Origin of the sequence: Bradyrhizobium genomosp. III (genome assembly GCF_000261705.1) — a bacterium.
In the GTDB taxonomy this organism is placed as follows: Bacteria; Pseudomonadota; Alphaproteobacteria; order Rhizobiales; family Xanthobacteraceae; genus Bradyrhizobium; species Bradyrhizobium ottawaense.
Genome location: NZ_AJQF01000038.1, coordinates 1 through 18,971 on the forward strand (window position 1 = coordinate 1; position 18,971 = coordinate 18,971).

Genomic DNA, 18,971 nt, shown 5'->3' on the forward strand with positions numbered 1-18,971 from the left:
GCAAGCAGCGCGAGACCGGCATCGTCACGGTTGACGGCGTGCGGTGGGCGCGAGCCGTGCAGGGCGGAACCAAAGGCAAGACGCCGACGGCGGTGTCGCAGGTCCTGCAGCCCGGCGACGTCATCTATGCCGATCCGCTCTACAAGGACGGCCAGCCGGTCGAGGGCCAGTACAGGTTGCGCCAGATCCCCGAAGTGTCCGGTGCGATGGTGGCGATGGATCCCTGGACCGGCCGCGTGCTCGCCATGGTCGGCGGCTTCTCGTTCGACCAGAGCCAGTTCAACCGCGCCACGCAGGCCTATCGGCAGCCGGGCTCGTCGTTCAAGCCGATCGTCTATTCGGCGGCGCTCGACAATGGCTATACGCCCTCGACCGTCGTGCTCGACGCCCCCATCGAAATCGACCAGGGGCAGGGCGCCGGCGTGTGGCGGCCGGAAAACTTCTCCTCGGGCAAATTCCAGGGACCGGTGACGCTGCGCAACGCGCTGCGGCAATCGCTCAACACCGTGACGGTGCGGCTGGCGCAGGACATCGGCATGCCCTTGATCGGCGAATATGCCCGCCGTTTCGGTGTCTATGACGAGCTGCCGAACTATCTGTCCTACGCGCTGGGCGCCGGCGAGACGACGGCGATGCGCATGGTCACGGCCTACTCGATGCTTGCCAATGGCGGCCGCCGCGTGAAGCCGACGCTGATCGATCGCATCCAGGACCGCTACGGACACACGATCTTCAAGCACGACCAGCGTGAATGCCGCGGCTGCGACGCGCCGGGCGGCTGGAAGAACCAGGCCGAGCCGCAGCTGATCGACCGCCGCGAGCAGGTGCTGGACTCCATGACCGCCTATCAGATCACAGAGCTGATGGAAGGCGTGGTGCAGGCCGGTACGGCCACGGTCATCAAGGAAGTCGGCAAACCCGTCGCCGGCAAAACCGGCACCACCAACGAGGCCAAGGACGCTTGGTTCGTCGGCTTCTCGCCCGACGTCGCCGTCGCCATCTACATGGGTTACGACAAGCCGCGTCCGCTGGGTAAGGGCAATGCCGCAACCGGTGGCCATCTGGCCGCTCCGATCGCGCGCGATTTCCTCAAGCTCGCGCTCGCCGACAAGCCCGCCGTTCCCTTCAAGGTGCCTGCCGGCATCAAGCTCGTGCGCGTCGTCTCCAAAACCGGCATGCGCGCAGGTCCGGGCGAGACTGGCGGAACCATTCTCGAAGCCTTCAAGCCGGGCACGGCGCCGCCGGACAATTACTCGGTCATTGGCGTTGCCGATGCCGACGGGCGCGGCGGCGTGCCGGCGTCGCAGCAGCAGCAGCCGGATTCCGGCTTCTTCATGCGGCCGGGCACCGGCGGGTTGTACTAAGGCTTAGGACAAGACAAACGATCCCGGTTCCGGCGGTTGCGCTTTGGTGCTGCCGCCGCTACATCCCGTTGCAATCTAACGCGGACCAATTCCGCGACATCAGAGAACGACATGCGCGCCGAAATCGAACGGTTGGTAGAAGAGATCAAGCAGTCAGTCGGGCTGCTGAGGAGGCATCTTTGACGTCGAGAAATCGACGGCGCGCCTCGCTGAGCTGAACAAGCTCGCAGAAGATCCCAATCTATGGAATGATCCCCAGAAAGCCCAGAAGCTGATGCAGGAGCGGACCTCGCTGGAGGATTCGCTCTCGGGCATCGGCAAGGTCGAGCAGGAGCTCGAAGACGACATCGGCATGATCGAGCTCGGCGAGGCCGAGGGCGATGCCGGCGTCGTCGCGGAAGCCGAAGCGGCTCTCAAGAATCTCAAGAAGGAAGTGGCGCGGCGCGAGCTCGAGGCGCTGCTGTCGGGCGAAGCCGACCGGTTCGATTCCTATCTCGAAGTCCATGCCGGCGCCGGCGGAACCGAGAGCCAGGACTGGGCGCAGATGCTGCTGCGCATGTACACGCGCTGGGCCGACACCCACGGCTTCAAGGTCGAGGTGCTGGAAGAGTCCGAGGGCGAAGAGGCCGGCATCAAGTCCGCGACGATCCAGGTCTCAGGCCACAACGCCTATGGCTGGCTGAAGACGGAAGCGGGCGTGCATCGTCTGGTGCGCATCTCGCCGTTCGATTCCAACGCGCGGCGGCACACCTCGTTCTCGAGCGTGCAGGTATTCCCCGTCATCGACGACAGCATCAAGATCGACATCAAGGAAGCCGACGTCCGCGTCGACACCATGCGCTCGGGCGGCGCCGGCGGCCAGCACGTCAACAAGACCGAATCCGCGGTGCGGCTGACGCACATTCCGACCGGTGTCGCCGTGGTCTGCCAGGCCGGCCGCTCCCAGCACAAGAACCGGGCTCAGGCCTGGGACATGCTGCGCGCGCGCCTGTATGAGATCGAGCTGAAGAAGCGCGAGGAGAAGGCCGCCGCCGACCAGGCCGCCAAGACCGACATCGGTTGGGGTCACCAGATCCGCTCCTACGTGCTGCAGCCCTATCAGATGGTGAAGGATCTGCGCACGGGGGTGCAGACCTCGGACACCTCGGGCGTGCTCGGCGGCGATCTCGACGACTTCATGGCCGCAACCTTGGCGCAGCGCGCCTTCGGCACCACTGGTGCCGACATCGAGGACGTGGATTAGCGATGACACGCGTCGCCTTCATCGGGCTTGGGCGGATGGGTCATGGCATGGCCGGCCGCTATCTCGATGCCGGCTTCACGGTGACGCTGTGGAATCGCAGCAAGGCCAAGGCTGAAGATTTGATCGCGCGCGGCGCGCTTTGGGCGACCTCGCCCGAGGACGCCGCAATCGATGCCGACGCGGTCGTGACCATGGTTGCCGATGACGAAGCCTCGCGCGCGGTCTGGCTCGGGCCGAAGGGCGCGGCCAAGACGGCGAAATCAGGCACCATCGCGATCGAATGCTCGACCGTCTCCTATGACCATGCCCGCGAGATGGGCCGCGAGCTGAATGCGCGCGGGCTCATCTATATCGATTGCCCCGTGACCGGATTGCCGGATGCCGCCGCCAGCGGAAAGCTGACGCTGCTGGTTGGCGCCGATGCGGCCGATCTCGAACGCGCGCGGCCGTATCTGACGCCGATCGGCTCGACCATCCGCCATTTCGGCGCGGTCGGCTCCGGCACCGTCTACAAGCTCATCAACAACCTCATGGGCGCGATCCAGATCGCCGGCCTCGCCGAGGGCCTCGCGATCGCCGAGCAGGCCGGGCTCGACATGAGCCTCGTGCTGGAATCGATTCAGGCGGGCGTCGCCGCAAGTCCGCAGGTAGCGCGCCACTCCAAGCGCATGGTTGCCCGCGATTTTTCCGGCGCGACCTTCACGGCAGCGCTGCGGCACAAGGATGCCGCCTATGCCGTCAAACTCGCGGAGAGCCTGCTGGCCGACAAGCCGCTGGTCTCGCGGGCCGCGGTCGAGGCCTACGCGCAGGCGAAGGCGGCGTTGCCTGACGACGACGAAGGCAGGATGATCGAGCTGGTGTCGCGGCCGAAGAAGCCGTCCTAGCCGGTCGCATCCACATGGGGCAGCCTCGTTCGGAACGCGGTCTCGGCATTGCCCTCGTCGTCGCCGCCGCGATTGCCTGGAGCACGGCGCCGTTCTTCACACGCCTTCTGCCGCTTGATCCCTGGACCATTCTGTTCTGGCGCGGCCTGTTCGCCGGCAGCCTGATCACGGTGCTTCTCGTGGTGATGCAAGGCCGCGCCGGGCTCGCGCTTGCTGCCGTCAGGACAGGCCTCCCTGATCGCGACGCTGGAAACGCCGCTGATGCCGTTCTGGATCTGGGTTGCCTTCCGCGAGATACCGGCCGTCCACGCGCTCAATGGCGGCGCGTTGGTGATTGGGGCGGTTGTTGCCGATATCGCGGGCGATCGGCGGTCACGGGAATGATCTCGAGTAATTTTGTCGCAAACCGGGTGGCGAAATTTTCCGCGTTGTCCTAGGCGAGCAACTGCGCCGAGGTGAAACGCATGCCCCCAAACGACAACAGGATCGACGCGCGCGATTGGTCGCTACTCGCGGTGCTCTCCGTCCTCTGGGGCGGCTCGTTCTTCTTCAACGGCGCGGCGTTGCGGGAATTGCCGCCGCTGACGCTGGTGTTTTTGCGTGTCGCGCTCGGGGCGGGCATTCTGCTGCCGCTGCTGCACATGCAGGGGATCGGCTTGCCCAAGAGCATTGTGGGCTGGAAGCCATTCGTTGCGATCGGGTTGCTGAACAATGTCATCCCGTTCTCACTGATCGTGGCCGGACAAACTTTCATCCCGAGTGGACTGGCGTCGATCCTGAATGCGACGACACCGCTGTTCACGGTGGTCGTGATGGCCGCGGCGGGCGAAGAGGCCTTGCAGCTGCGGCGCGTGGCCGGCGTGGCGCTCGGCCTTGCCGGCGTGATCATCCTGCGCGGATGGGGTCTCGAGACGAGGCCGGGGCTGGGGCTCGGCATCCTGCTCTGCCTTGGCGGCGCCTTCAGCTATGGATTCGCCGCACTGGCAGCGCGGCGAATGCTGAAGGACGCAGCACCGCTCGGCACCGCGACGTTTCAACTGATGGCGTCGACGGTGATGATGGCGATCGTCGCCGGCGTGGTGGAGCAGCCTTGGCGTCTTCCGGTGCCGGGCCTGACGACCTGGCTCGCGGTGCTTGGCCTTGCGGGCCTCTCGACGGCGCTCGCTTATATCGTCTTCTTTCAGATCATACGGCGCTCCGGTGCGACCAATGTCATGCTGGTGACTTTGCTCATTCCCGTCACCGCCATCCTGCTGGGATGGCTGGTGCTGGATGAGCCGATCTCGATGCGCGAGATCGCAGGCGCCATCGTCATTGGCAGCGCGCTGCTCGTGATCGACGGACGCGTTTTGAACCTGCCGCGGCGCAGCGCGTAAATTCCGGATTCGCCGTTTCATCTCGCGGAAAATCGAAGCGCTTGCCAGCCGCCAACGGCCTTGCGACACTCTCCTCAAAACAAGACTACAAAACAGGGGAGAGACCGATGCCGGGTCGTCGCGAAAGCCTTGCTGCCCTCGCCATGCTTGCTGCCGGAGTGCTCATCACGACACCGGCCTCGGCGCAGAAAAAATACGACCCCGGCGCCAGCGACACCGAAATCAAGATCGGCAACATCATGCCCTATAGCGGGCCTGCGTCGTCCTACGGTGTGATCGGCAAGACCGAGGCCGCCTATTTCAGGATGATCAACGACCAGGGCGGGATCAACGGCCGCAAGATCAACTTCATCAGCTATGACGACGCCTATTCGCCGCCGAAGGCGATCGAACAGGCGCGCAAGCTGGTGGAGAGCGACGAGGTGCTGCTGATCTTCCAGCCGCTCGGTACGCCCTCGAATTCCGCGATCATGAAGTACATGAACGCCAAGAAGGTGCCGCAGCTGTTCGTCGCCTCCGGCGGTACCAAGTTCGGCGACCCCAAGAACTTCCCGTGGACCATGGGCTTCCAGCCCAACTACCAGAGCGAGGGACGGATCTACGCCAAGTACATCCGCGATCATTTCCCGAGCAGCAAGATCGCCGTCTTCTGGCAGAACGACGACGCCGGCAAGGACCAGTTCAAGGGTTTGAAGGACGGGCTCGGCGACAAGGCCAATATGATCATCGCCGACAAGTCCTACGAGGTCAGCGATCCCTCGATCGACTCGCAGATCGTCGCCCTGCACGACTCTGGTGCGGACATCTTCTTCTCATGGGCCGCCCCGAAGGGCTCGGCGCAAGCGATCCGGAAGGTCGGCGAGCTCGGCTGGAAACCGAAATTCTTCCTCGCCAACACCGCGACTTCGGTCGCCTCGGTGCTCAAGCCTGCCGGGCTCGACTATTCCAAGGACATCATCTCGACGGTCTATCTGAAGGACCCGACCGATCCGACCTGGGACAAGGATCCGGCCGTGGTAAAATGGCGCGAATTCATGGACAGATACTATCCCGACGGCGACAAGGCCAATTCCAACAACATCTACGGTTATGTCCAGGCCGAGGCGATGGCGCAGGTGCTGAAGCAGTGCGGCGATAATCTCACCCGTGAGAACGTCATGAAGCAGGCCGCGAACCTGAAGGATTTCCACACCGACCTGATGCTGCCCGGCATCATGGTCAACACCTCACCGGACGATTATTTCCCGATCGAGCAGATGCAGCTGATGCGCTTCAACGGGCAAGCCTGGGAGCTGTTCGGCGACGTCATCACCGGCGAGGTTGGCCACGAGCGCAGCCAGTGATCATGTACAGGCGCCTTTGGTCGCCGGCTTAGCCCGCGCTGAGACGCACGCCGGCGCGCAGGAACTTCTGCGGATCGACCGCTTCGCCCTCGATGCGGGTTTCGTAATGCAGATGCGGACCGGTGGAGCGACCGGTCGACCCGACCAGACCGACGACCTGGCCGATCTTCACGGTCTCGCCGACCCTGACGTTGATCTCGGAGAGATGGCCGTAGCGGGTCGAAAGCCCGTTACCGTGGTCGACCTCAACCATGCGGCCGTAACCGCCGGACCAGCCGGCGGACACCACCTTGCCGTTGGCGGTGACGCGAACCGGATCGCCGGTGGCGGCGCGGAAATCGAGCCCGGTATGCATCGCGGGCCGGCCGAGGAAGGGATCGCTGCGGACGCCGAAGCCGGAGGTGAATTCGACCTCGCCGATGACGGGCTTGCGATACGGCACCAGCGCCAGCGTGCGGTTGAGACGATCCATCTCGGCGCGCGTGGTGTTGATGCGAGAGAGCTGCTTCTCGAACGGTCCGGCATTGGCCGTCAGTTTGACCGGTACGAACGGCCCGCCCATCGCGCTGCGCGGCACGGCGGATTCGAGATTGGCGAGATTCAGGCCGAGATCACTGACCACGCCGCGCATCCGGCGCATGCGTGAATCCATGCCTTCCTCGACGGCGCTGAGCGCCGCCATCTGGCGCCGTTCAACCTGGTCGAGCGAGGTCGTGAGCCGAACCAGGACGTTGTCGAAACCCTGATTCTTGGCGAATTGGCTGGTCGGGGGAGCAGCCACGGTCGGCGCGCGCGATTCCAGCCGCGCCTCACGGTCCGGCGGTGCCACGAAAATCACGGTGTCGCTGATCGGCGAGGGTTTTGGCGTGCTCTGGCTCGCCTCGCCGCGCTGCGGGGCCGCGCGGGGGATCGAGCCGGTCACGTCAGGCATGGCCCCAAGCGCCGTGGCCCGGGACTCCAGCGCCGTCTGGCGCTTCATGATCTGGTCGAGTTTCTGGTCGAACTGTTCCTGGTCGAGCAACTGGCGGCTGGTGGTGCGGTCGACCTTGGCGCGCAGCTCGGCGATGCGGTCCTCATAGGCGTATTGCATCTCGGCCTGGCGGGCGATCAGCCGGGTCAGGACGTCGTCACGGAAGGCGAAATAGGTGGCGGTTGCCGCCGACCAGAGACCGAGGAGCACCACCGTGCCGACCACGATCCAGAACACCACGGGCCCGAAGCGAACCTGCTTGCCGGCATGGACGATGGTGTAGGCGTCGTCGGTCGCGGGAAGGGGAATCGCTGCGGCTGCCGCGAGGGCAGGACGGCGTTGGAAGGCCCGTCCGTGGTCGTGAGGATGATGTTGGGCGTACTGCGAGTATTGGGCAGAACTTTTCGACATCGGCACTCCCGCGCCGGTCGGATGAGTCCGTACGGCCTAATTGCCGCAGCAATCTGGGCCGGTCATGGTTAATTTTCCGGAAATGGGAGCGCGCGAATTGAATGGACTGGTTAAAGACTCCTTGTCGCTTCCAGCACCTCGTCGGCATGGCCGTCGACCCGGACGTTGCGCCAGATCCTGGCCAATTTGCCATCCGCCCCGACCAGTATCGTGGTGCGAAGAATCCCAAGGAAGCTCTTGCCATACATGGACTTTTCGCCCCACGCGCCATAGGCTTCCAGCATCTGGTGCGTCTCATCCGAGATCAGGGGGATACCGAGCTTGTGCTTGTCGCGGAACTTCTCCTGAGCCTTTAACGGATCGGCGGAGACGCCGAGCACGGCGGTATCGGCGGCCGCGAAGGCACTGGCGAGGCGAGTGAAGTCGATCGCCTCCCGGGTGCAGCCCGGGGTGTCGGCGCGGGGGTAGAAGAACAGGACGAGCTTTCGGCCGGCATAGTCCGCCAATGTGACCACCTCGCCGCCGTCGCGGGGAAGGCGAAAGGCGGGGGCCTTCTGGCCCTCGGCCAGGCCCGACTTCGCCTTGGCGGGCGGAGCCACTGATTTGGAGGAATTTAACTGTTTCGATGCGGCCTTATGTGATCCTGCCTTTGCTAAGGTCCCGGTTGATTTGGTCGCCGGTGTCCGCTGTGTTTTCGCGGACTTTGTCGGAGTAGAGGCCCGCGGTTTCAGGGCCTTCTTTTTAGCCGTCGGACTGCCGGAGGGCGTTTTGGACGATTTCGTTCGGGATTTCTTGGACATACGCCTTCCTTTCGACGCTTTCGGCGGGTCAACCGAAACGGTATTGCAGCTCTCGTCCGGTGTGCCGGAATCGCGCCCTCGGCTGGGCAAGTCTGGCGGCGCCGGAGTATGGTTACAAGGAATTCCACGCACCACCCCACTGCTCGTTGAACGCGCTCCCGGGGCGAAATGACGAACAGCAGGAATATTCGAGGCATGGCGGCAATGCCGGCGCAGGGAGCTTCGCTTCCCGTGGACGGCTGCGGTCCCGGCGGCGCTCAATCCTCTGACGGGCGCCTGTATCGAGAGGCAATGGCAAGGAATAAGTCGCCCCAGGATTACAATCGGGACTTCGATCGGCGCGGCGTTCAGCAACAGCCGCAGGAATGGGACGACGCCGATTGGGATCCGGATCAGGAGGCGGCCGCGGGCCATCGCGCGCGCCGGCTGTTGTCGCGTTCCAATTCGGGCTTTCATCGCTTCGGTGACGGTTTTGGCGCGTTGCGGCGCTGGCTGGCGGCCGATCGCTGGCTAAAGCGCGTCGTCCTTGTCGTCGGGACTCTCGCCGTCATCTTCATCGGCTGCTTCGGCGCGCTGTGGTGGCGGCTCGGTGCCGGCCCCATCAATCTCGACATTGCAACGCCATGGCTGGCGGCCGCGATCGAGGACAATATCGGTCACGGCAACACGGTTGAGATCGGAGGCACCCAGATCGAGCGCGCCGGCCGGGTCCGCATCGCCGTCCGCATCCGAGACATCATCGTCCGCGATCGCGATCACGCCGTCGTTGCCAGCGCGCCGAAGGCTGAAGTGAAGCTATCGGGTGCGGGCCTCTTGATGGGGCATCTGCGCGCCGAGAGTCTCAATCTGGTCGATGCCGAACTCGCGATCCGCATCGCGCCCGACGGTACCGTCACCGTGTCCGCCGGCGATACCGCAAAGCCGCTGGCAACCGGCGTCGCCTCGAAGAAGGACGCGGGTCTGCCGCCGACGTTCCCGCGCAATGGCGTCCCGCCGCCGCCATTCGCCACGGGGCCCGCGAGCCAGGATCCATCACAAGCCGCCTCTCAAGGCCCGCCTCAGGCGACGGCGCAGAGCGGCATCCTTCAGGGCCTCGACTGGCTCGACAGTCTGAGCATGACCGGCCTCGACGGCCAGAACCTCAACGAGATCGGTCTGAAGAACGGCAACCTGATCGTCGACGATCAGCAGCGCGGCAGCAAATGGTCGTTTGAGAACATCACGCTCAGCCTGCGCCGGCCGAGCCGCGGGGGCGTCACGCTCAGCCTGGGCGAAGAGGGCGCGCGCCCATGGATGCTGCGCGCCACGATCGGGCCGGCCGAGAACGGCGTGCGCTCGGTCGACATCAAGGCCGACAAGGTCTCGACCTCCAACATCCTGTTGGCGTTGCGGGTCAAGGATCTCACCTACACGGCCGACCTGCCGCTGACGGGCGAGCTCAAGGGCGAACTCGGCCGCGATGGCGTGCCGACCTTCTTCCGCGGCAAGCTCGCGGTCGGCGCCGGCAATATCATCGACACCGACACGCCAGACTATCCGATGGCGATCGACCAGGCCGAGATCAACGTCGAGTGGGACGCCAACCGGCGGGTGCTGGTGGCACCGTTCAAGATCCTGTCGGGCGCGAACCGCCTGACGCTTCTGGCCCATCTCGAGCCGCCCAACGGCACCATCAACGACTGGCAGCTCGGCTTCAGCGGCGGTTCGATCCTGCTCGGCGGCATCGACAACGAGCCGCCGCTCGTCTTCAACCGCATCGCGATCGGCTTCCGCTTCGACACCGACCACAAGCGCCTCTTGCTGACGCAGGCCGACATCAGCAATGGAGAGATCGGCGTCGCCGGCACGGGTGCGATCGACTATTCCGGCGAGCCGCGGCTGACGCTGGGCTTTGCGGGAACGCCGATGTCGGCCTCCGCGCTCAAGCGGATGTGGCCGACGCTGGTCGTTCCCGAGTTGCGCGAATGGGTGATCGAGCGGATCGAGCGCGGAACGCTCCAGCGCATCGAGATCGGCGTCAATTCGCCCACGAAAAACCTTCCGCGCAAGGGGCCGCCCATTCCTGACGACGGCCTCTCGGTCAACATCGTGGCGAGCGGCGTCGCGGTCCGTCCCGTGGACGGCATGCCTGTTGTGCACGATGCCGATCTGAAGGCGCGCGTGACCGGCCGCACCGCGACCGTGACCATCGGGCAGGGCATTGCCGATACGCCAGCCGGCCGCAAGGTCACGATTTCCGATTTCGTCTTCGAGGTGCCTGATATGGCGCCCAAGCCGTCGCCGTCGCGGACCAGGTTCCGCGTCGAGGGGCCTGTGCCGGCGGCCGCCGAGATGCTCTCGAATGATCGCCTGAGCGATCTGTCGTCGACGGTCGTCGATCCCAACACCAGCAAGGGGACTTTCACGGCGAATATCCAGCTCGGCCTCCCGGTCAAGGGCGAGCTGACCAAGGCGGACACGACTTACGCCGTCACCGCCGACCTCAACGGTTTTGCCGCCGACAAGCTGGTGATGAACCAGAAGCTGGAGGCCAACACTCTCAAGATCGTCGCGAGCAACACGGGCTATCAGGTCAAGGGCGACGTCAAGATCAACGGGCAGGCGGCCTCGCTCGACTATCGCAAGCCGGCCGAGGGCGACGCGGATGTCAGGTTGCAGGCAACGCTGGACGATGCGAGCCGGGCGCGCCTGGGATTCGATCTCAGCCCCGCCGTCAGTGGATCGTTGCCGATCAAGCTGTCGGGCAAGATCGCCGGCGGCCCCGACCAGACGACGAAGCTCGGCGTCGAGGCCGACCTGACCTCGGTGAAGCTCGACAACATCCTGCCCGGCTGGGTCAAGCTGCCGGGCAAGTCGGGCAAGGCCAGCTTCAAGGTCGTGCCGACCGCGCAATCGACGCGCCTGGAGGACATCGTCATCGAAGGCGGTGGCGCCTCGATCAAGGGCTCGCTCGAGGTCGACGCGAACGGCGATCTCATGAGCGCGAACTTCCCGACCTATTCGCCGTCAGATGGCGACAAGGCGTCGCTGAAGGTGGAGCGCAGCCAGGATGGCGTCATCAAGGGCACCATGCGCGGCGACGTGTTCGACGGCCGTGGCTTCCTGAAGTCGGCGATCTCCGGCAATTCCAAGGACGACAAGAACAAGATGAAGAACGTCGATTTCGACATCGACGTGAAGCTCGGCGCCGTCGCGGGTTTCAACGGCGAGGCCATGCGCAGCGTCGATGCCAAGATGTCGAAACGCAATGGTGCCATCAAGGCCTTCACATTGAGCGGCAAGGTCGGCAAAGACACGCCGGTGGCGGCTGATCTGCGCGGCGGGCGTGCACAGGGCAACCGCGAGGTGATCTACCTCCAGACCAACGATGCCGGCGCGCTGCTGCGCTTCACCGACACCTATACTAAGGCGGTCGGCGGCCAGATGGTGGTGGCGATGGAGCCGCCGACATCCGAGCCGAACACCTCGCGCGAGGGCCTCATCAACGTCCGCGACTTCACGGTGAAGGGCGAGGCGCAGCTCGAGCGCGTTGCCGCCGGCGCGCCCAACGGCACCGGCAACGGTGTCTCGTTCAGCGCGCTCCGCGCCGAGTTCACACGGCAGAACGGCGCGCTCACGGTCCGTGACGGCGTGGTCAAGGGTCCCATGATCGGCGCCACCATCGAGGGCTCGATCGACTATCCCGGCAACCAGGTCTGCATGAGCGGCACCTTCGTGCCGATGTATGGCGTCAACAACATCTTCGGCCAGATCCCGTTGTTCGGCATCTTCCTTGGCGGCGGCAACAATGAAGGGTTGATCGGCGTGACTTATGAGGTCGTCGGCACGCCGGCTGCGCCCGTGATGCGCGTCAATCCGATCTCGGCGATGGCCCCGGGCCTGTTCCGCAAGATCTTCGAGTTCAACACCGGCAAGCAGAACTCGCCGTTCGAAGAATTCCCCTCGCAGTCAAACGACGGTTCGACCGGCTCGACGCGCCAGCTCTCGAGTGGATGTAGCCTGACGCGGCGGCAGTAGGGGCGGCTGTCTCCGGCGTCATGGCCGGGCTTTCCCGGCCATCCACGCCCCACACACGGCACCAGGAACGTGGATGCCCGGGCCTTCGCCTCGCCGAAGCGGCTTCGGCCGCGCAGGCGGGACAAGCCCGGGCATGACGGAGATCGCTTGGAGTGTTGTCGGCCGCCTAAGCCGCGCGCACGCCTGCGAGGAATGTCCCGACTTCGCCGGAGAGCTGCTCGGCCTGCTTGGAGAGGTTCGAGGCGGCGGCGAGCACCATGCCGGCGGCATTGCCGGTCTCGTTCGCGGCGGTAGAGACGCCGCCGATATTGGTGGTGACTTCCTTGGTGGCTTCCGCGGTCTGCGAGACGCTGCGGGCGATCTCGGCGGTGGCGGCGCCTTGCTCCTCGATGGCGGCGCCGATCGAGGTGGCGATGCGGCTGACCTCCTCGATGGTGGCGGTGATGCCGCCGATGGCGTCCACGGCCTCCTTGGTCGCGCCCTGGATCTGCGCGATCTTGTCGCCGATCTCGCGGGTGGCTTCGGCAGTCTGGCTCGCCAGCGACTTCACCTCGGAGGCGACCACGGCAAAGCCGCGGCCGGCTTCACCGGCGCGCGCGGCCTCGATGGTGGCGTTGAGAGCGAGCAAGTTGGTCTGCGCCGCGATGCTGGAGATCAACTCGGCGACATGCTCGATCTGCTGGGCACCGTCCGAGAGCGCGCGCACGATGGTGTCGGTGCGGCGGGCGCTGTCCACGGCGCGACCCGTGACTTCGGCGGACTGGGCGACCTGGCGGCTGATCTCGGTGATGGAGGAGGAGAGCTCTTCGGCGGCGGCCGCGACGCTCTGGACGCGCTGGCTGGCCTCGGTGGCGGCCGTGCCGACCACGGCGGCGCGGCGGTTGGTGCCCTCAGCCGTGGATGACATCGATTTCGCGGTGGTCTCGAGCTCGCCGGAGCCGGAGGCCATCAGGCCGACGAGCTGACCGACGGAGGCATCGAAGCGATCGGCGAGGGCGATCAGGGCGTCGCGCTTCTCCTGCTCGCTGCGGGTCTTGGTGGCGACCTGCTCGGCTTCCAGGTTCCGCGCCGTCAGCGCGGTCTGCCTGAGCACTTCGAGTGTCTCGGCCATGCGGCCGATCTCGTCGCCGCGGTCGGTCTCCTCGACCGGCTTATCGATGGCGCCTTCAGAAATCTCCTGCATGCGGTTCTTCTGGCGGTCGAGCGCGCCGAGCACGTCGCGGGCGATCAGCCAGGACAGCGTCGCCATCAGCAGCATCAGGCCGACGCCGATTGCGCCGAGCTCCAGCGTCAGGGCGCGCACGTCGGCGTCGATGTCGTCGACATAGAGGCCGTAGCTGATGGTCGCGTTCCAGGGCGCGAATTTGCGCGCGAAGACGGTCTTGCGCACGGGCTCGGTCTGGCCGGGGCGGGGGTAGAGATAGGAGGTCACTCCGCCCTGCGCGGTCTCGCCGCCAGCCTTGATGATGGCGTCGGCGATCAGGACGCCGTTGGAGTCTTTGGCTCCGGTGATCTTGCCTTCCAGCTGCTGATTGGCGCCGTTCACCAGGATGGAGGTGTCGGGGTTGTAGACGACGGGGTAGCCCTGGTTGCCGTTGAAGTTCATGCGGCGGCCACGCTGGTGGAACTGGGCTTTGGCGTCGGCCGACGTCAGCTTGCCGGCGGTAACCTCTTCCTGAAGAGATTGCGCGTAGTTGTAGAGCAGCTCTACCGCAGTCCGCATCTGCTGGACGCGGTCCTCCATCATGCGGCTCTTGCTGAGGACGGACGATACGCCGATGATGGCTGTGACTGTGAGAGCTGAAAGACAGACCATGCTGGCGAGCTTGGTCCGGATCTTGAGATGACTCATCAGCTTCATCGCAGCCTCGAAAAAAATGGTTGTTATTGCTCGCGTCGGTAGCATGAAGTTCTTACCAATCATGAATGGACGCGTGCGACGTGCTGCCGCGCGCGCAGCGTCCGCAGCCGGATGCGCACGCATGCAGGCGGAAGCGCGCTTCGCCAGTGCGTGGCGCGTCAGGTCGCCGAGACAGATGATGTCGGAATGTGGTGGTGACCGAGCCCGGCCGGAGCGGCAATGAACCGATTCGTTCACCGCATCGTCATGGCCGTGCTGCTCGTGGCCGCCCTCGTCCTGATCTGGAACGTGCTGGGCGCGCACTGAGTCGGCACCGGCAGATCCGCCGGTGCCGTCTTGCGTTCAGGTTAATTTGCGAGCGCCTCAGCGCCGTGCGTAGGCATCGCCCGCCGCGTCACTCTCCTTGCCCATCAGCGCATCTACGCTGACCGAACCGCCGCCGGCGGCCGCGAGGTAGAGGCAGGCGAAGCAGAACAGGATTGCTGCGGTGCCGCCATTGAGCAGCGGCAAGAGCACCGGCGTTTCGCCTTTGAGCATGTGGCCCATGAAGTAAGCGAAGGCCATTTCGCCCGAGAGAATGAAAGCGGTGAGGCGGGTGAACAGGCCGAGCATCAGAAGCGCGCCGAGCACGAGTTCGAGCGCGCCTGCCGTCCAGATCAGCGGCGGGATGTTGGCGAAGTAGGGGAGCACCGGAAACTTGAAGATCTTTGCGATGCCGTACTGGAACAGCAGCAATCCGGTGACGAAGCGAAACAGGCTCAAGAGAACCGGTTGAAAGCGAGTGAGATACGGAAAGTTCATTGGTTTGTGCCCTCCATCCAATGCTGCGACTTGGACCGCATTCGGTTTCGCCCTGCAAGCCGTGCGCACTCGATTCGTCCTGACATTTTCGTCATGTCGGACAAAACACCGCAGGCCAGGATTTCAGCCGCGTACGACCGCAGCTTTCGCGCGTATTCCGCGTCGCGCCCATCCGTAATTTCCCGGTGACGCGGATGCGCGCAAGTTACCTCCAGGACACCTACCGCCGCAAGGCGGGCACGATCAGGAACGGGATCATCCCGAGCACCACGCTCGCAAGTGCGAAAGCAAGCAGCGCGTTGTACCCGTGGGTCGCGTCATGGATCAGGCCGCCGCTCCAGGAGCCGAACGCCGAACCGAGGCCACTGCCGATCGAGATGGTGCCGTAGATGGTCCCGACCCGCTTGCCCTGGAAAATCCTCATCGCCGTGGCGCTGATCAGCGGGCCGCGCGAGCCCATCATGCTGCCGAAGCAGACGACGAAACCGGTGAGCAGCAGGATGTTCGGAGAATACTGCAACAGCCAGAGCAGGACGATGCCGAGGATCGAGATCGCGTAGCTCAGCAGCACCGACGGCCGGCGCCCGATCAGGCCGTCGAGCGCGGAGACGCCGAGCATGCCGAACACAAGCACGACGCCGGAGAAACCCCAGGCGGTCGCAGCCTGCAGCGGCGGAAAGCCGGCGTCGATCAGATAGGCCACGATCTGTGCGGCGATTGAGTACATGCCGACGGCAGTGAAGAAAAAGGTCCAGAACAGCGCCCAGAAGGCGTGATGGCGCATGGCACGGAGCAGGGTCCAGCCATTGTCGACGAAATCAGGGTCGGTCCTCTTCACGACATGCGGCGAGCCCGCAGCGAACAGCCGCCACGGCAGCAGCATCAGCGGGAGCGACAGGCCCAGTGCCGTAAAACCGAATAGCTGGTAGGTGTCGCGCCAGCCGATGTGATCGATCAGGAGCTGCGAAGCCGGCAGCAGCGCCAGCACGCCGCCGCCCATCGCTGAATACACCACCGACATTGCCGTCGGCAGACGAGGGCCGAACCAGCGGCCGAGCAGGATCGAGTTCGGCACGATGCCGATGAAGGCAACGCCGATGCCGACGCAGAGGCCGATCGAGAGTTGGAACTGCCAGAGATGTTGCGCGTGGGCTGCGACCAGGAACGCCGCGCCCAGCAGCAGCAGCCCGAGCGCATAGACGATGCGTGGTCCGGAATGGTCGAACAGGCGTCCGACGAAGGGCGCAGTGAGACCGCTCGCGAGCCAGGTCAGTGAATAGACCGAGACGATCTGCGCGCGGTCCCAGCCAAAACTTTCCGAAATCGGTTTCAGGAACACCGTAAAGCTGTCGCCGAGCCCGCGGCCGAGCACGGCCAGCGTGAAGCACAGAGCGAGCACGACGAGCGCGGTGCGAACAGCGTCCCGCTGATCGCTCGCGACGTTCTCCCTGGGCGTGTTCTGATCCATTGTCCGTCAGGGAGCGCGCATCCGTGCGCCCTGACAAGCAGCGAAAAGCTCATACGCCTATGCAGGCTTAAGGAGGACGTGCTTCTTCTTGCCGAAGGACAGCTTGATCACGCCCTCGGGCGTCAGATTGTTTGCCGACAGTGCCATCTTTTCGTCAGTGACCGGCTCGTCGTTGACGCGAAGGCCGCCGCCCTTGATCTGGCGCCGGGCTTCGCCGTTGGATGCAACGAGGCCCGCCTTGACGAAGGCGTTGAGCACGCCGAGGCCGGCGTCGATCTCACCCTGCGGAATTTGCACCGTCGGCAGGGTTTCGGCCAGCGCGCCTTCCTCGAAGGTGCGGCGCGCGGTCTCCGCCGCCTCGTTCGCGGCCTCGCGGCCGTGCAGCAGCGCGGTCGCTTCAGTGGCGAGCACCTTCTTGGCCTCGTTGATCTCCGAGCCGCCGAGCGCTTCGAGCTTCCTGATCTCAGCCATCGGCAGCGTCGTGAACAGCTTCAGGAATTTGCCGACGTCGGCATCCTCGGTGTTGCGCCAGTACTGCCAGAAATCATAAGGCGAGAACGCGTCGGCGTTGAGCCAGACCGCGCCTTGCGCCGTCTTGCCCATCTTGGCGCCCGATGCCGTCGTCAACAGCGGTGTCGTCAGTGCGAACAGCTGATGGGTGCCCATGCGGCGGCCGAGATCGACGCCCATGATGATGTTGCCCCACTGGTCCGAGCCGCCCATCTGCAATTTGCAGCCGGTGCGCTTGGCGAGCTCGACGAAGTCGTAGGCCTGGCAGACCATGTAGTTGAACTCGATGAAGCTCATCTCCTGCTCGCGCTCGAGGCGCAGCCGCACGGAGTCCATGGTCAGCATGCGGTTGACCGAGAAGTGCCGCCCGACGTCGCGCAGCATCTCGATCCAGTTCAGCTTGGTCAGCCACTCCGCATTGTCGAGCATGATGGCGTCGCTCTTGCCCTCGCCATAGCGCAATACCTTGGCGAACACGCCGCGGATCGATTCCTTGTTGGCCTCGATCTCGGCGACGGTGCGCATCGCGCGCGTCTCGTCCTTGCCGGAGGGATCGCCCACCATGGTGGTGCCGCCGCCCATCAGCGTGATCGGCTTGTTGCCGGACTCTTGGAGCCAGTGCAGCATCATCATGGTGAGGTAATTGCCGATATGCAGCGAGCGGGCGGTGCAATCGTAGCCAACATAGGCGGTCGCCTCGCCCTTGGCGGCGAGCGCGTCCAGCCCCTCGAAATCGGAGCACTGGTGAATGAATCCACGTTCCTGCAGGGTGTTGAGGAAATCCGATTTAAATGCAGTCATCTGTCGGCGTGCCTGACAATTCTTGGTTTACTGTTTTGGGCGCAATTTAAGGGTCTTCCGTGGGAACTCGATTGCTGCCCGCCACTTTGGCCTGTGGCATTATAAGATGTGTCCCTCTGGCACAAGATCGGCATGCCGGAGGGGGTCTCTTGAGGACGCTGATCCATGATGTTGACGGCACTCGGTTTGATGAGCGGCACCTCGCTGGACGGGGTGGATGTCGCGCTGATCGAAACCGATGGAAAACAGGTGAAGGCATTCGGGCCGTCCGGCTACCGGGCCTATAGCCCTGCGGAGCGCAATCTGCTGCGCCAGGCGCTCTCCGAGGCTGTGCACCTGCTGCAACGTGACGCCCGGCCAGGCATCCTGGCCGAGGCCGAGCGCGCGGTGACACGGGCCCATGCCGAGGCGGTTGCCGCCTTCTTTGCCCAGAACCGCATGAAGCCCGAGGACATCGACATCGTCGGCTTCCACGGCCAGACCGTGCTGCACCGCCCCGAGAAACGGCTGACGGTGCAGATCGGCGACGCGCCGGCGCTGGCGAGAGCGATCCATATCCCCGTGATGCATGATTTCCGCGCCGCCGACGTCGAGGCTGGCGGGCAGGGGGCGCCCTTCGTACCCGTCTACCACCGCGCGCTCGCCAACTCGCTGGATCGCGAGGGGCCGATCGTCGTGGTCAATATCGGCGGCGTCTCCAACATCACCTATATCGACGGCAACGACACGCTGATCGCCTGCGACACCGGCCCCGGCAACGCGCTGCTGGACGATTTCATGTACCGCACCATGAACCAGGCGTTCGATGCGGAAGGAAAGTTCGCAGCGCTCGGGAAGGTCGATGAGGCCTGGATCGCGCGCGCGCTCGAGCTGCCATTCTTTGCATTGCCTCCGCCGAAATCGCTCGACCGCAACGATTTTGCCGCGCTCAAGCTCGGCGATGTCGCCCCGGCCGATGGCGCGGCGACGCTGACCGCCTTCACCGCGGCGGCGATCGCCCGCATCATCCCGTTGCTGCCGCGTCGGCCGCGGAGCTGGATCGTTTGCGGCGGCGGCGCCCGCAATCTCACCATGCTGCGGATGCTGCGGGAGCGGGTGGGATCGGCGACCGTCGAGGCCGCC

Annotated in this window: 14 protein-coding genes; 7 read left to right on the forward strand and 7 right to left on the reverse strand. The window is 64.9% G+C overall.

What is annotated here, in order from left to right:
* The 3 genes from IC66_RS0103220 to IC66_RS0103230 all read left to right on the forward strand — a co-directional run.
* On the forward strand, positions 1 to 1,364 hold a 1,364-nt coding region (locus IC66_RS0103220), incomplete at its 5' end, for a penicillin-binding protein 1A (RefSeq protein WP_038946644.1).
* A gap of 111 nt (positions 1,365 to 1,475) precedes the next feature.
* A protein-coding gene (gene prfB / locus IC66_RS0103225; protein WP_099091752.1) for a peptide chain release factor 2 occupies positions 1,476 to 2,607 on the forward strand; the annotation gives its coding sequence in 2 pieces (ribosomal slippage) (positions 1,476 to 1,544 and positions 1,546 to 2,607; 1,131 coding nt in all).
* Between the two features lie 2 nt (positions 2,608 to 2,609).
* Positions 2,610 to 3,491, forward strand: coding sequence for an NAD(P)-dependent oxidoreductase (locus IC66_RS0103230; RefSeq protein ID WP_028144839.1), 882 nt, complete (start codon positions 2,610 to 2,612; stop codon positions 3,489 to 3,491).
* On the opposite strand, the gene IC66_RS47035 is transcribed toward IC66_RS0103230, so the two are convergent.
* On the reverse strand, positions 3,488 to 3,808 hold the full coding sequence (locus tag IC66_RS47035) for a hypothetical protein (protein WP_028144838.1): 321 nt from the start codon (positions 3,806 to 3,808) through the stop codon (positions 3,488 to 3,490). The genes IC66_RS0103230 and IC66_RS47035 overlap by 4 nt on opposite strands.
* A gap of 147 nt (positions 3,809 to 3,955) precedes the next feature.
* Here IC66_RS47035 and IC66_RS0103240 point away from each other — a divergent pair, with 147 nt between their 5' ends.
* On the forward strand, positions 3,956 to 4,867 hold the full coding sequence (locus IC66_RS0103240) for a DMT family transporter (protein WP_028144837.1): 912 nt from the start codon (positions 3,956 to 3,958) through the stop codon (positions 4,865 to 4,867).
* Between the two features lie 107 nt (positions 4,868 to 4,974).
* Positions 4,975 to 6,210: an ABC transporter substrate-binding protein gene (locus IC66_RS0103245; RefSeq protein WP_028144836.1), complete on the forward strand. Its 1,236-nt coding sequence runs from the start codon at positions 4,975 to 4,977 to the stop codon at positions 6,208 to 6,210.
* Positions 6,211 to 6,238: 28 nt separating this feature from the next.
* Here IC66_RS0103245 and IC66_RS0103250 read toward each other — a convergent pair whose 3' ends face one another.
* Together IC66_RS0103250 and IC66_RS0103255 are read right to left on the reverse strand one after the other, a co-directional pair.
* Positions 6,239 to 7,591, reverse strand: a complete 1,353-nt coding sequence (locus IC66_RS0103250) for a M23 family metallopeptidase (protein WP_028144835.1) — start codon at positions 7,589 to 7,591, stop codon at positions 6,239 to 6,241.
* A 110-nt stretch (positions 7,592 to 7,701) separates the two neighbouring features.
* Positions 7,702 to 8,391 (reverse strand): peroxiredoxin family protein, encoded by a 690-nt coding sequence (locus IC66_RS0103255; protein WP_080670303.1) that lies wholly within the window; start codon positions 8,389 to 8,391, stop codon positions 7,702 to 7,704.
* A gap of 204 nt (positions 8,392 to 8,595) precedes the next feature.
* Between IC66_RS0103255 and IC66_RS0103265 the strand changes: the two genes are divergently transcribed.
* Positions 8,596 to 12,408 (forward strand): YhdP family protein, encoded by a 3,813-nt coding sequence (locus tag IC66_RS0103265; protein ID WP_049806446.1) that lies wholly within the window; start codon positions 8,596 to 8,598, stop codon positions 12,406 to 12,408.
* 166 nt (positions 12,409 to 12,574) lie between these two features.
* On the opposite strand, the gene IC66_RS0103270 is transcribed toward IC66_RS0103265, so the two are convergent.
* From IC66_RS0103270 to tyrS, 4 genes are all read right to left on the reverse strand, one after another.
* Positions 12,575 to 14,269, reverse strand: coding sequence for a methyl-accepting chemotaxis protein (locus IC66_RS0103270; RefSeq protein WP_038946646.1), 1,695 nt, complete (start codon positions 14,267 to 14,269; stop codon positions 12,575 to 12,577).
* Positions 14,270 to 14,632: 363 nt separating this feature from the next.
* Positions 14,633 to 15,070 (reverse strand): DoxX family protein, encoded by a 438-nt coding sequence (locus tag IC66_RS0103280; protein WP_028144830.1) that lies wholly within the window; start codon positions 15,068 to 15,070, stop codon positions 14,633 to 14,635.
* Between the two features lie 220 nt (positions 15,071 to 15,290).
* Positions 15,291 to 16,538, reverse strand: a complete 1,248-nt coding sequence (locus tag IC66_RS0103285) for an MFS transporter (protein WP_038946647.1) — start codon at positions 16,536 to 16,538, stop codon at positions 15,291 to 15,293.
* A gap of 57 nt (positions 16,539 to 16,595) precedes the next feature.
* Positions 16,596 to 17,849 (reverse strand): tyrosine--tRNA ligase, encoded by a 1,254-nt coding sequence (gene tyrS, locus IC66_RS0103290; protein ID WP_028144828.1) that lies wholly within the window; start codon positions 17,847 to 17,849, stop codon positions 16,596 to 16,598.
* Positions 17,850 to 18,014: 165 nt separating this feature from the next.
* Between tyrS and IC66_RS0103295 the strand changes: the two genes are divergently transcribed.
* Positions 18,015 to 18,971, forward strand: a 957-nt coding sequence (locus IC66_RS0103295) for an anhydro-N-acetylmuramic acid kinase (RefSeq protein ID WP_049806445.1), incomplete at its 3' end; no start/stop codon positions are given.